This is a genomic window from Acinetobacter sp. Ac_3412 (assembly GCF_013072675.1).
Classification (GTDB): domain Bacteria; phylum Pseudomonadota; class Gammaproteobacteria; order Pseudomonadales; family Moraxellaceae; genus Acinetobacter; species Acinetobacter higginsii.
The window spans coordinates 744699-756993 of record NZ_LXUJ01000007.1; the positions used below are offsets into that span (position 1 = coordinate 744699).

Genomic DNA, 12295 nt, shown 5'->3' on the forward strand with positions numbered 1-12295 from the left:
ATTCACAAATGGATCAACAGAACACTATCGACTATCGACTCTTAGTAGATAATCTGAGCACTGCCATTTTATTGGTCGATAGTAAGCTTAATATTTTTTATTTAAATTCTGCTTGCGAAGCATTATTTGATATCAGCTTGCTCCGCGCCTCGGGTCAACCTGTATTAAATTTACTGCATGCGCATGATGATTCATTTAATACACATGAAGCATTATTAAACACTTTAGAAAGTGGGCAACACTATACCCGTCGTGAAGCCGTGATCAATGTGAATTTTAAACCGATTCATGTCGATTACACTGCATCACAACTCAATGCAGGCAAAAGCTATCATCCACTCCTGTTAATTGAACTCAATCCGATTGACCGTATGTTGAAAATTTCGAAAGAAGAAAACCTCGTTCAACAACATCAAGTGGCTCGACAGTTAGTTCGCGGGGTAGCACATGAAATTAAAAATCCACTAGCAGGTATTCGTGGCGCAACACAACTACTGGCACGTAGTTTGGGTGATGATAACTATCGTGAATTTACTGACATTATTATTAGTGAAGTCGATCGTTTGACCAATCTTGCGGACACCATGCTCGGCTCACGTCAATTACCAAGCTACGAGCATGTCAATGTGCATGAACCTTTAGAACGCGTTCGCTCACTCATTGCAAATCAAACCAAGAAAAAAATTAAGATCACACGCGACTATGACCTTTCTTTACCCGACGTTATGGCCGATCGAGACCAACTGATTCAGGTCATGCTCAATATCAGTGTCAATGCCGTACAGGCCATGACTGAGAATAAAGACTTTTTTACCGACTCAGAACCAGAGCTGGTTTTAAGAACCCGAATACAACGCCTTGTCACCATTAATGGTGTGCTGAATCGCTCAACGGTTCGCATTGACATTGAAGACAATGGCCCTGGTGTTCCTGAGAGCATCTTGGAGTCCGTTTTCTATCCGCTAGTCACTGGTCGTGCCAAAGGCACAGGACTGGGTCTCAGTATCGCTCAAAATATTATGCATCAACATAACGGAATGATTGAGTGTCAATCAGTTCCTGGAAAAACCGTATTTAGCCTATATCTACCTTGGGAGTTAAACCATGTCACGAAATAAAATTTGGGTAATAGATGACGATCGTGCCATGCGCTGGGTACTGGAAAAAACCTTTAAAGAAGAGGGTTTTGATGTCACCAACTTTGAAGAGGCACAAACTGCACTTGAGCGTCTACATGATGATGCGCCGGATGTGATTTTAACCGATATCCGTATGCCAGGGATTGATGGTTTAACTTTCTTATCTAAAGTGAAAAATACACATCCAGATCTGCCTGTCATCATCATGACCGCACACTCTGATTTAGAGTCAGCTGTTTCGAGTTATCAAACAGGTGCTTTTGAGTATTTACCAAAACCATTCGATATCGATGAAGCATTGGCTCTAGTTAATCGTGCGATTTTGCATATCAATAAACTGCAACAACAAGAAGCAACCAAAACCGCTTCACCTTTGCAATCGACCGAAATTATTGGTGAATCACCTGCAATGCAGGAAGTATTCCGTGCAATTGGTCGCTTATCACAATCACACATTACCGTACTGATTAATGGTGAGTCTGGTACTGGCAAAGAGTTGGTTGCCCATGCACTGCATAAACACTCACCTCGTCGCGCCAAACCTTTTATCGCACTAAACATGGCTGCCATTCCAAAAGACTTGATTGAAACCGAGTTATTTGGTCATGAAAAAGGCGCATTTACAGGTGCAAACACACAACATCAAGGCCGCTTTGAGCAAGCCAATGGTGGTACTTTATTTCTTGATGAAATCGGCGACATGCCGTTTGAAACGCAAACACGTTTGCTTCGAGTTTTAGCAGATGGTGAGTTCTACCGCGTCGGTGGTCATATCCCCGTTAAGGTGGATGTACGTATCGTGGCTGCAACCCACCAAGATTTAGAAAAACTGGTGAATGAAGGACGTTTCCGTGAAGACTTATATCATCGTCTAAACGTCATTCGTATTCATATTCCAAAGCTGTCTCATCGTAGCGAAGACATTCCAATGTTGGCACAACACTTCTTGGCACGTGCGGGCAAAGAGCTTGGAGTCAGCCCTAAAATTTTACGCACAGAAACTACAGATTATATGCAACAACTGCCTTGGCCAGGTAATGTGCGCCAGTTGGAAAATACTTGTCGCTGGTTAACGGTGATGATCACTGGACGTGAGGTCTATCCGGAAGATCTACCTGCTGAGCTTAAACAAGCGTCTATGCATAAAAACAATGATGCTCAAGCTGCGTCCAATACCAGCCCTGCTTTGGTTGAACGCATTGCCGTTCATCATTGGGATGAATTATTGGCACAATGGGCAATCCAAAAGCTTAAAAATGGTGAAATGAAACTCTTAGACATCGCCACACCGATGTTTGAACGGACGTTGATTAATGCCGCACTACAACAAACACGTGGCCGTAAACGCCATGCCGCTGAGCTTTTAGGTTGGGGACGTAATACCCTTACCCGTAAACTCAAAGAGTTAGGCATGGATTCCAGCGATGACGATGACGACGAAGAAATTCGTTCTGCATAATTAAAAGACGATGAAAAAGCGAGTACAGGTTACTCGCTTTTTCATTTGGATTGAGAAATTTTGAAACACTCATCAATTCCATAACCATACAATGGATATGGTTTTTGTTATACTAGAATCAACCCAACCACCCCAAAGTAGATAATGTCTGATATTTGCTATCCAAGCTGTGCTAAACCTCAAACTCGCCGCGGAGAAGAACGTCGTCTCGCACTATTATTGTGCGCAACCGATTTATTCCTAGAAAAAGGTTATGAGGCAGTCTCTTTGGATGATATCGTCAATCATGCTGGTGGCTCAAAAACATCTATCTATAAATACTTTGGCAATAAAGAAGGCCTATTTACTGCAATTTGTGATTATCGAAGAGAAGTTTTCTTTAAAGGTGTTTGTTTTCCTTATACACCCGAAAAACCTGATTTAAGAAGCTACCTCACACAAACCCTTCAACGTTTTTATCACCACATTATTCAACCTGAAAATATCGCTTTCATGCGGATGTTTACAGAGCAAACTCAAAAAGATGCACAGCTCGCTCATTATTTCTATGATCAATGTGCACTCAATATTCAAAATACTATTGCTTTTGCACTAGAGTATGCCCATAACAGCGGCGAGATTTATTGTACGAAACCAAAATTCTCTTCGACCATGTATTTTGGCATTTTACGCGATGTCGAGTGGCGCAACTTAATGGGTTTAGACGTACCAGCCGATGATGCAGAAACCATTGATTATATTAACTATGCTGTAGATTTGTTTTTAAAAGCCCACCAAAAGGTCTAATTCTTTTGCTTTTTTTTGCGCGTATAGTATAGTATTCAATTCCTTTTTTTCTACACCCATTAATCATCACTTAATTATTGTTTTTATTCAATAATTATTGGGGGAGCAAATATGGCGCTTCGGCATTTTCTTACTTTACGAGACCTATCCTCTTTAGAATTGCAGCGTATTTTAGATCGCGCACAAGAACTTAAACGCATGCAACATAGCAATACGGTCTATCAACCTTTTGCTGGTAAAGTTTTGGGAATGATTTTCGAGAAATCGAGCACACGTACGCGTATTTCTTTTGAAGCAGGTATTTGCCAATTTGGTGGTAACGCAATTTTTCTTTCACCACGCGACACGCAATTAGGCCGTGGTGAACCAATTGAAGATTCTGCACGTGTCATTTCGAGCATGCTGGATATCGTGATGATCCGTACTTTCGGTCACGATATTGTAGAGCGTTTTGCATCTTACTCGACGGTACCTGTCATCAATGGTCTGACTGATGATCACCACCCTTGCCAGTTACTTGCTGATTTGCAAACATTCCAAGAACACCGTGGCAGCATTGAAGGTAAAACTGTTGCATGGATTGGTGATGGCAACAATATGTGTAACTCATATATTGAAGCGGCACATATGATGGGCTTTAAACTTAAAATCGCATCACCTGAAGGTTATGAACCACAAGCAAGATTCCTCACCGAGTTTGCTGATTGCGTAGAAGTCTTTAATAAAGCTGAAGATGCAGCTGTCAATGCAGATCTCATCGTTACTGATGTCTGGGCTAGCATGGGTCAGGAAGAAGAACAGAAGTTACGTGAAAAAGCATTCTCAGATTTCCAAGTCAATGAAAAACTTATGGACTTGGCACACCCTGATTGCTTATTCATGCACTGCTTGCCTGCACACCGTGGTGAAGAAATTTCTGAACACATGTTAGACCACAAAAATGCTGTGGTTTGGGATGAGGCAGAAAACCGTTTGCATGCACAAAAAGCGTTGATGGAATTCTTACTGAATGAGAATCTGAAAAAAGACTAAGTTTAAAAAAACAGCATCATTCGATGCTGTTTTTATTTGTGCGTTCTAAATTGAACACTGAAATAAAAACACTTATAGTAAGACAAGCCCATTAGATTAAGTTTCTCATGATATGAGAACTTCACTCAATACACAGCGGACGTTATGACTTCACTTGAACAAGCCCTATCTCAAATACCAAGCTTTTCTTTGGTGCATGAACATCTGTTTAGCTCTGCTCAACCGACTGCTGAGCAACTGCAACAGATCAAAGAATATGGTTGCAGTACTGTCATTAATCTTGCGACCAGCAAATCAGATAACCATCTATCTGAGCAAGATCAAATTTGTTTAGACTTGGGTTTAAACTACATTCACATTCCAATCGGTTGGGATGTACCTTGCTCTGAACAATGTCTTTTTGTTTTGGATCTCATTGATCATCTAGTGCAAAACGAGATCCTTTGGTTACATTGTGACGACAATATGCGTGTCAGTAGCTTGATGTACCTCTATCGCCAATTCTATATGAATATTGACCTACCAATTGCCCAAGAACTTTTACACCAAATTTGGGAACCGAACGAAACTTGGACAGGCTTAATTCATAGCATTACTTTACAACTGCAAGGCCGTAAAGCAACACAAGAACTAGAACAATCATTAATTAACAGCAATCACTTTGCTTGATGCGAAATTAACACCGTTGCCGTTGCCAAGATACCTTCTTGGCGACCAGTAAATCCCAATTTCTCAGTTGTTGTGGCTTTAATACTGATTTGAGTCACATCAACATCTAAAACATCTGCAATGCTTTGGCGCATCTCTAGATTATGCTTCGCTAATTTAGGACGTTCGCAAGCAACCGTGATGTCTGCATTATTAAGCTGATAACCACGATCCAAAATCAATTGATAAACATGTTTGAGTAACAAACGACTATCTGCACCTTTATATTCAGGGTCTGTATCTGGAAAATGCTGACCAATATCACCGAGTGCCAACGCGCCCAACAAGGCATCACTCAGCGCATGTAATACCACATCCCCATCCGAATGTGCCTTTAAACCATGCGTATGTGGAATTTGAACACCCGCCAAAGTAACAAAATCACCTTCTTCGAACGCATGTACATCCATCCCTTGTCCAATCCGAATTTGAGCAACCATATGATTTTCCTTTTACAATATACCGAACAAATCTTGTATTCAGGCTTTCTATTTCGCTATAGTACGTTGAGCAAATTAGACTGAAAGTATAAGTGATTATGCTGTTTAACACTGTAAGAAATCAATTAAAGAAATCTGGCTACATCATCACATTGAGTTGTTTTTGCTCAACATTTGCCTATGCGGAATCAATTGACTGTACGAGCAAGGATTTGGAAGCGCAAAAAATCTGCGCTAAGCAATATAAAGAGCAGCGTCTGAAGCTCAATGCCAAGTTTTTAACCGCTTATTTGGTGACCGATGCTCCATTACAGTTATTACATGACACCCAAACCTTGTGGCTGAATCAAGTACAGCAATGCAAAAGCAAAAGCTGTTATCAGCAGCAATTTGATGCACGTTTGGATGATTTGAATTTTTATACCTCAATGAACCAAACCTTGACACAGCATTATTTGAAATATGAACACGGTAAACTAGCAACTCAACCGGTGCATTTACAGATCCATCAGCTGGATAAGGATAAACTCAAAATAGAAGGCACTGCATACCGCAATCCCAATAATCGTCTAGAAACTCAAACCCTATCTTTATTGGCATATAGTACGCCTGAACAAAAAGGCCAAATCATTGATAATGAAAAAAAATGCCAGTATCAGCTTGATTTTCAAAAGGCCTTATTGATTATTAAATCTACGCAGAAAGATTGCGGCAGATTTACTGGGATCTATCGTTTGTACGATTAATGCTCTTAAGATTTAAAAGCCGATGTTTTTACATCGGCTTTTTTGATTCAGCTTGGGAATTTTTCTGCAATCTCTTGGCTAATCAATACCGCTGTTGCCGCAGACAAAGTCCAGCCTAAATGCCCATGACCAGTGTTATAAAACACTCGTGGTTGCTTACCCTGTTTTACCACAGGTAGCATATTCGGCATCATTGGACGCAAACCTGCCCATGGCACAACATGCTCAGTTGAAATCTCAAAGTTTTGGTTGACCCAATTAATTAAAGGCTGAATACGATCTGCACGAATATCACGATTATATCCATTAAATTCAGCCGTACCCGCGATACGTAGACGATCAGCGCCGAGGCGAGACGTCACAATTTTGGCACTTTCATCCAGCAAACTCACCCACGGCGCATTTTTTACACTACGCTCATCTTTAAGCTGCACCGTAATTGAATAGCCTTTGACGGGATAGACATTCACACTATCACCGAGCATGTCGGCTAATTGGTAGCTTCCTACACCACCACAAACCAAAATTAAATCGGCAATAATTTCCGTGATTCCATCCGCACTTGGATTGACATTTTCGGAACTGTTTTTACAGTGGACAATCGCTTTGTCTTGCGTAAATTTGACATCAACAACATCTAAGCCAAAACGATATTTCACACCATTTTGCTGAGTTTTTTCAGCCAAGCCAACAGAGAATTTATGAATATCTCCTGTTGCATCCCCAGCCGTGTAATATCCCCCAAAATAATCACCTGTTAGCGTAGGTTCAATGGCTCTCATTTCGTCAGGTGTGATCGCATTTCGTTCAAGTTTTCCTTCAACCAACACATCATTGACCTTTTTGGCAATCTCATAGTCTTCCTTGGTGTGATACATATGTAAAATGCCACGCTTTTCCAAGTCAAACGAGATACTTTCTTTTTCTGCAATATCAAACAAGCGTTGTCTTGCCAAAAGTGCCAAACGTACGGTCTCAATGGTATTGGCTTTATAATTTTTAATATGTGTTAAGAATTCGATCAACCAGCGATATTTGTGTGCGCTAAAGGATGGATTGAGCAATAAAGGTGCATCCTTTTTACTCATCCATTTAATACCTTTAAGTACGGTTGCCTTTTGATTCCAAACCTCGGCGTTACAGGCAGACAACTGTCCGCCATTGGCAAAAGAGGTTTCCATGGCTGGAAAGAGATGGCGATCGATCACCGTCACTTCATAGCCTAATTTATTTAATTCATAAGCAGACGTTACACCCGTAATCCCCGCACCAATGACAACAACATGTGGCATAGCAAACTCCTAGAAATGCATAACATTTCTTAATGCATAGCCCCATCTGTCATGGTACCTGAGAGTTTCGGCAGATGATTACCAATTAATCATTGAGCCTTCCCCTTCGGTGAGTGTTTATCATAGAAGAAAAAAGTTGTTAATTTCTACAAGTTGAGCACTGCTCTCCAGATTGTATTTCTATTATTACAGTCCTTCTGCCTGAGAGTTTCCGGGGTCGTTGCTCCTTCGGCGAGTTCATTGAAGAACTTCTCTCCCGCAATAATATTTATATCCTTATATGCAATATATATGCCGCCTAAAAATACCGACACTAAATTCTTGTAATTGTTTGTAGGCGAAGAAGTGTTCTATTTCAAGTTACTTAAGCCATAAAAAAGCAGACTCAAAGTCTGCTTTCAAATATTAAAATTTACATTGCAAAATCTGATCTGAGAACTGACCTTTCCAGAGTTCGCGTAATGTTGGTAAATAGAATTTTTCACCAATCATCACCAACTCTGCATCAATCTGTGCATGAATTTCATGCATCAACACATAATCTAAAGCAATGAGTGATAATTGCGGCTGACTTTGGGTAATTTGCTTACGTCTAACTTGTGCTTTTTTTACCAGTTCATTGGCAAAATTTTTGTCTTTATAGGTGGTGATCGCACTTAAACGCAGCTCGATAATGCCCCAACCTTCCAATAATTTTTTAAATGTCTCAAAGTCTTTTGATGTTGCTTCCCATGTCACATTTTCTAAATTACTGTCTTCAGGTAATATGGGCAATAATAAATCTGCAGTGCTAGGAAAGATTTTCTTTAAATTCAACAGAAACTTAACAGGATTTTCATTCGGAAGATCAGAAAATTGGATGTTGGTTTGGGTATCTGTTAAATAGATAGAGAGCATCAAAAAAATCCTAAGGTAAAATACTGTTTTATATAAACTTAATTTCAGCTCTGCGCAGTGTTGGCAAAACAAAAAAGATAAAAACAGAAGAAGTTGATCATTCTAACAATTATGACAATTTATTCAATGTTAGTTTCGCAAAGACTTTCCTCTACATATTAAGTAGCTCCCACAAAATCAGAATCTCAAGCGTAAAACATAGTCAAAGAGAGATCTCTGACCTTAACCAACTGCCTAACACATCATGGAGAATAATTATTTACATCATCATCGTGTAGCAGATACATAAAAGTTTGCTATCCGTTCTCTACCTTTGGAATAATAGAACTGACCATGCAGGTCAGTTCAAAATTACTCATTTCACAGCTTTTTGAAGATTAAAAAACATGTGAAATATCTATTAATTCAATAGGCTTTAAAACAACGGACATCATTTACTGATTATCTTATGTCCGTTCTGAATAGGCTTTGTAGGAGTTAATCAAAGTGATTAAGATCAAAGAATTGATAATGTCTGAACGTATAGTCTTAGATAAATCAAAACTATTAGATACATTAGACAGCACATCCATTTCATTAAAAAATAAACTTGTATTTCTACCTTTTATCGCCCATTTCGTTATGAACTTTGGTGACTTTAATAAATATGTATTGCCATTTAAAGCACCAACAAATGAATTGGAAAATCTCGTAAACATACATGCAGCAGAAGATGCCGAACATTGGATTTGGTATGTGCATGATTTAGAAAAACTAAGCTATGATCTTCCTGAAAAATTTACGACAACTTTAAAAAAATTATGGTCAAAAGAAAATGAAGAAAACCAAATCCTTTTTTTCGAGTTAGTCCATTTAGTTCACAACCAACCAGCCAATATTCGACTTGCAATTATCGAAGCAATCGAGATTACAGGTCATATCATCTTTTCAAAATTGAGAGATATCACCCAACATTCTAATTACCAGTTAAGTTATTGTGGAGACATCCATTATCATAAAGAAACAGGTCATACCATTGGAGCTGAAGAAAAAATCATTGATCAGCTAACCTTCTCAACATATGAAAGTGAGATTGCAACTCAATCCATAAAACAAGTCTTTAAAGCATTTAATCGCTGGTATCAGTACTTGGATTTCCTTATTTGTACGCATCATAGATCCTGACCAACTATAGTACTTGATATCTCTATTTTATAAAGAAATCCCTCTATTAAAGAGGGATTTTTTATTCACGAATCAAGCTTACTTACTATTTGGAGAAACCATATTTTCAGGCTTAACCACTTCATCAAATTGTTCAGCAGTCACTAAACCAAGTTCAACCGCGACTTGCTTTAAGGTTTTATTTTCCTTATAAGCCGTTTTCGCAACTTTGGCAGAGTTTTCATAGCCAATCACAGGATTCAATGCAGTGACCAACATCAATGAGTTATGCAAGAAATGATCGATCTTGTCACGATTTGGTTCAATACCCACTGCACAATGATCGTTAAAGCTATTACAAGCATCGCCCAACAACTGAATCGATTGCAGTAAGTTATAAGCAATCACGGGCATAAATACATTGAGCTCAAAGTTACCTGAAGCACCCGCTACATTAATTGTGGTGTCATTCCCTAAAACTTGAGCAACAACCATGGTCATCGCTTCGCTTTGGGTCGGATTAACTTTACCTGGCATGATACTTGAACCAGGTTCATTTTCTGGAATACGAATTTCACCAAATCCGCAGCGAGGGCCACTTGCCAACCAACGAATATCATTGGCGATTTTATTTAAGCTTGCAGCAAGTGTTTTTAATGCACCAGATGCAAACACAGCGGCATCACGCCCAGCTAATGCTTCAAATTTATTCGGTGCGGTCACAAATGGTAGGCCTGTTAATTCAGCTAATTGCTCCGCTGCTTTAACCGCATAATCTGGATGTGCATTTAATCCAGTACCAACCGCTGTCCCACCTAAAGGCAATTCATATAAACCAGACAGTGCTTGTTGTAAACGCTTCAAGCCATGCTCTAATTGTGAAACATAACCACTAAATTCTTGGCCCAAGGTCAAAGGTGTCGCATCTTGTAAATGGGTACGGCCAATTTTGACGATATCATCAAATTCTTCTGACTTACGCTGTAAAGTCTCTTTCAGCTTCGCAACGGCTGGAATAAGTAATTCATTAATTTGAATACTTGCAGCCACATGGATTGCGGTTGGAAACGAGTCATTAGTTGATTGTGCACGATTGACATGATCATTCGGATGAACTGGTTTTTGTGCACCCAATACTTGGCCTAATTTCTGATTGGCGATATTGGCAATCACTTCATTACAGTTCATATTACTTTGCGTACCTGAACCAGTTTGCCAAACCACCAATGGAAATTGTGCATCCCATTGTCCAGCAATTACCTCTTCAGCAGCACCAACGATATATTGGCTTAAATCTTCAGGAAGTTGTTTTAATTCAGCATTGGTAATGGCAGCAGCTTTTTTCACCAAACCCATTGCTCGAATCATGGCTCGTGGCAAGCGTTCTTGACCAATCTTAAAGTTTTGTAAACTTCGTTGCGTTTGCGCACCCCATAAGGCTTCATTCGGGACCTCAATGTCACCCATTGTGTCGTGTTCAATTCGCATTTGCATAAACAACCTCTACTCTATTTGGTTAAAGTTCTCACGGGCTGAAGCAAAGTGATGCTTTGGCTAGTTGCCGTTATCCTAATCAAAGCAGATATAATTGTAAATAAGAATCATTATCTCAATTACCTTTTAAGGTATTCAGATAAAAGCGCCATTCATCTTCAATCATCTGAGCTAAAGGTCGTTTTGGTGACCAGTTAAGAATCTTCCCTGCCTTGTCAATTATTGCACCTAATTGTGCAATCTCATCATGCTGAAATACTGCGGGCTGCACATGCACTTTCGCCTGAGTCACTTTCTCAATTTCATTTAATAAGTTTTGAATTGAGGTCAATTGTGAATGTGCGATGTTGAATGACTCCATACAGTTGTTCTGCGTACTTAACCAATTTAGAGTCATTAAAATGGCATCACATGCATCTAAAACATGCAGAAAGCTTCTCTCAACAGTTCCATCAGCAGTTGCGGCCTGATTCTGCAATTCAATACATTCACGCTGCATAGCAGCAACTTGTAAAGCTAATGGCACGATATTCTTAGGCAGCTGAGTGACAAACTCACCTAACACACCATGCTCAAATGCACCAACAATATTAGACAACCGCAGATTTACAATCCTCCACTCAGGATCGACACGATAAGTATCTGCAATAATATCTTCAACCATTTGCTGAGATCGAACATAAGGATTCGAATATTTATAATTAAATTCAGTCTCTTCCTTAAGCTCAGTACTTGATTGGCCATAAACCGCCAGACTGGACAAATTGATTAACTGTCTCACCCCCATGCGTTGCATGGCTCTTAACAGGCTCATGATGCTGCTAACATTGTCATTATAATATTCAAGAGGTTTTAAAGTAGATTCTTCTAATGATTTAAAACTGGCAGTATGAATCACAGTGTCGATGGAATATTGTTCAAAAACTTTATTAAGTGCTGGTGTATTTCGAACATCAAGTTTCGCAAATGGAATATACATTCCTGAGATATATTCTAAACGTTCTAAAGTTTGTAAGGTCGAATTGGCTAAATTATCCACAATGACGATTTCTTGCCCGTGAGCCAAAAGGCTCAAAGCAATATGTGAACCAATAAAGCCTAAACCACCTGTCAGCAAAATCATTGTATACTTACCTTCCTTTATATCTGTCCATCATTT

Annotated in this window: 12 protein-coding genes and 1 riboswitch; of the genes, 7 read left to right on the plus strand and 5 right to left on the minus strand. The window is 39.4% G+C overall.

Annotated features, from left to right (window positions below):
- Positions 1-8: 8 nt before the first annotated feature.
- The 5 genes from glnL (at position 9) to A7P54_RS07140 (ending at position 5085) form a co-directional block, all read left to right on the plus strand.
- Positions 9-1118, plus strand: coding sequence for a nitrogen regulation protein NR(II) (glnL, locus tag A7P54_RS07120; protein ID WP_004807423.1), 1110 nt, complete (start codon positions 9-11; stop codon positions 1116-1118).
- The gene (gene glnG, locus A7P54_RS07125; protein ID WP_004807425.1) at positions 1105-2598 is read left to right on the plus strand and encodes a nitrogen regulation protein NR(I); all 1494 of its coding nucleotides are present in this window, start codon (positions 1105-1107) and stop codon (positions 2596-2598) included. Before glnL ends, glnG begins: the two co-directional genes overlap by 14 nt.
- Positions 2599-2742: 144 nt before the next feature.
- Positions 2743-3384, plus strand: coding sequence for a TetR/AcrR family transcriptional regulator (locus A7P54_RS07130; protein ID WP_004807428.1), 642 nt, complete (start codon positions 2743-2745; stop codon positions 3382-3384).
- 111 nt (positions 3385-3495) lie between these two features.
- Complete coding sequence (gene argF / locus A7P54_RS07135; protein WP_004807430.1) at positions 3496-4416, plus strand: ornithine carbamoyltransferase; 921 nt, start codon at positions 3496-3498, stop codon at positions 4414-4416.
- Positions 4417-4560: 144 nt separating this feature from the next.
- Positions 4561-5085: a protein tyrosine phosphatase family protein gene (locus A7P54_RS07140; protein WP_004807431.1), complete on the plus strand. Its 525-nt coding sequence runs from the start codon at positions 4561-4563 to the stop codon at positions 5083-5085.
- Here A7P54_RS07140 and ispF read toward each other — a convergent pair.
- Positions 5073-5564: a 2-C-methyl-D-erythritol 2,4-cyclodiphosphate synthase gene (gene ispF / locus A7P54_RS07145; RefSeq protein WP_004807433.1), complete on the minus strand. Its 492-nt coding sequence runs from the start codon at positions 5562-5564 to the stop codon at positions 5073-5075. The genes A7P54_RS07140 and ispF overlap by 13 nt on opposite strands.
- A 98-nt stretch (positions 5565-5662) precedes the next feature.
- On the opposite strand from ispF, the gene A7P54_RS07150 reads away from it, so the two are divergent.
- Positions 5663-6310 carry a hypothetical protein gene (locus A7P54_RS07150; protein WP_171549127.1) on the plus strand — a complete coding sequence of 216 codons (648 nt, stop codon included), beginning with the start codon at positions 5663-5665 and terminating at the stop codon, positions 6308-6310.
- Between the two features lie 47 nt (positions 6311-6357).
- Here the strand turns inward: A7P54_RS07150 and A7P54_RS07155 are convergent, their stop codons facing one another.
- Together A7P54_RS07155 and A7P54_RS07160 are read right to left on the minus strand one after the other, a co-directional pair.
- On the minus strand, positions 6358-7602 hold the full coding sequence (locus tag A7P54_RS07155; protein ID WP_171549128.1) for a D-amino acid dehydrogenase: 1245 nt from the start codon (positions 7600-7602) through the stop codon (positions 6358-6360).
- A gap of 179 nt (positions 7603-7781) precedes the next feature.
- Positions 7782-7871: riboswitch (glycine riboswitch) on the minus strand.
- 136 nt (positions 7872-8007) lie between these two features.
- Complete coding sequence (locus A7P54_RS07160; protein ID WP_171549129.1) at positions 8008-8499, minus strand: hypothetical protein; 492 nt, start codon at positions 8497-8499, stop codon at positions 8008-8010.
- Between the two features lie 510 nt (positions 8500-9009).
- Here A7P54_RS07160 and A7P54_RS07165 point away from each other — a divergent pair.
- Positions 9010-9663 (plus strand): hypothetical protein, encoded by a 654-nt coding sequence (locus A7P54_RS07165; protein WP_216077038.1) that lies wholly within the window; start codon positions 9010-9012, stop codon positions 9661-9663.
- A gap of 78 nt (positions 9664-9741) precedes the next feature.
- Here A7P54_RS07165 and fumC read toward each other — a convergent pair whose 3' ends face one another.
- The gene (fumC, locus tag A7P54_RS07170; RefSeq protein WP_171549131.1) at positions 9742-11136 is read right to left on the minus strand and encodes a class II fumarate hydratase; all 1395 of its coding nucleotides are present in this window, start codon (positions 11134-11136) and stop codon (positions 9742-9744) included.
- A 115-nt stretch (positions 11137-11251) separates the two neighbouring features.
- Positions 11252-12259 carry an NAD-dependent epimerase/dehydratase family protein gene (locus A7P54_RS07175; protein WP_171549132.1) on the minus strand — a complete coding sequence of 336 codons (1008 nt, stop codon included), beginning with the start codon at positions 12257-12259 and terminating at the stop codon, positions 11252-11254.
- Positions 12260-12295 lie beyond the last annotated feature (36 nt).

Excerpts from the sequence above, each read along its gene's own strand:
- glnL (WP_004807423.1), top strand. The coding sequence starts at position 9 with ATGGATCAACAGAACACTATCGACTATCGACTCTTAGTAGATAATCTG.
- glnG (WP_004807425.1), top strand. The coding sequence starts at position 1,105 with ATGTCACGAAATAAAATTTGGGTAATAGATGACGATCGTGCCATGCGC.
- A7P54_RS07130 (WP_004807428.1), top strand. The coding sequence starts at position 2,743 with ATGTCTGATATTTGCTATCCAAGCTGTGCTAAACCTCAAACTCGCCGC.
- argF (WP_004807430.1), top strand. The coding sequence starts at position 3,496 with ATGGCGCTTCGGCATTTTCTTACTTTACGAGACCTATCCTCTTTAGAA.
- A7P54_RS07140 (WP_004807431.1), top strand. The coding sequence starts at position 4,561 with ATGACTTCACTTGAACAAGCCCTATCTCAAATACCAAGCTTTTCTTTG.
- ispF (WP_004807433.1), bottom strand. The coding sequence starts at position 5,564 with ATGGTTGCTCAAATTCGGATTGGACAAGGGATGGATGTACATGCGTTC.
- A7P54_RS07150 (WP_171549127.1), top strand. The coding sequence starts at position 5,663 with ATGCTGTTTAACACTGTAAGAAATCAATTAAAGAAATCTGGCTACATC.
- A7P54_RS07155 (WP_171549128.1), bottom strand. The coding sequence starts at position 7,602 with ATGCCACATGTTGTTGTCATTGGTGCGGGGATTACGGGTGTAACGTCT.
- A7P54_RS07160 (WP_171549129.1), bottom strand. The coding sequence starts at position 8,499 with ATGCTCTCTATCTATTTAACAGATACCCAAACCAACATCCAATTTTCT.
- A7P54_RS07165 (WP_216077038.1), top strand. The coding sequence starts at position 9,010 with ATGTCTGAACGTATAGTCTTAGATAAATCAAAACTATTAGATACATTA.
- fumC (WP_171549131.1), bottom strand. The coding sequence starts at position 11,136 with ATGCAAATGCGAATTGAACACGACACAATGGGTGACATTGAGGTCCCG.
- A7P54_RS07175 (WP_171549132.1), bottom strand. The coding sequence starts at position 12,259 with ATGATTTTGCTGACAGGTGGTTTAGGCTTTATTGGTTCACATATTGCT.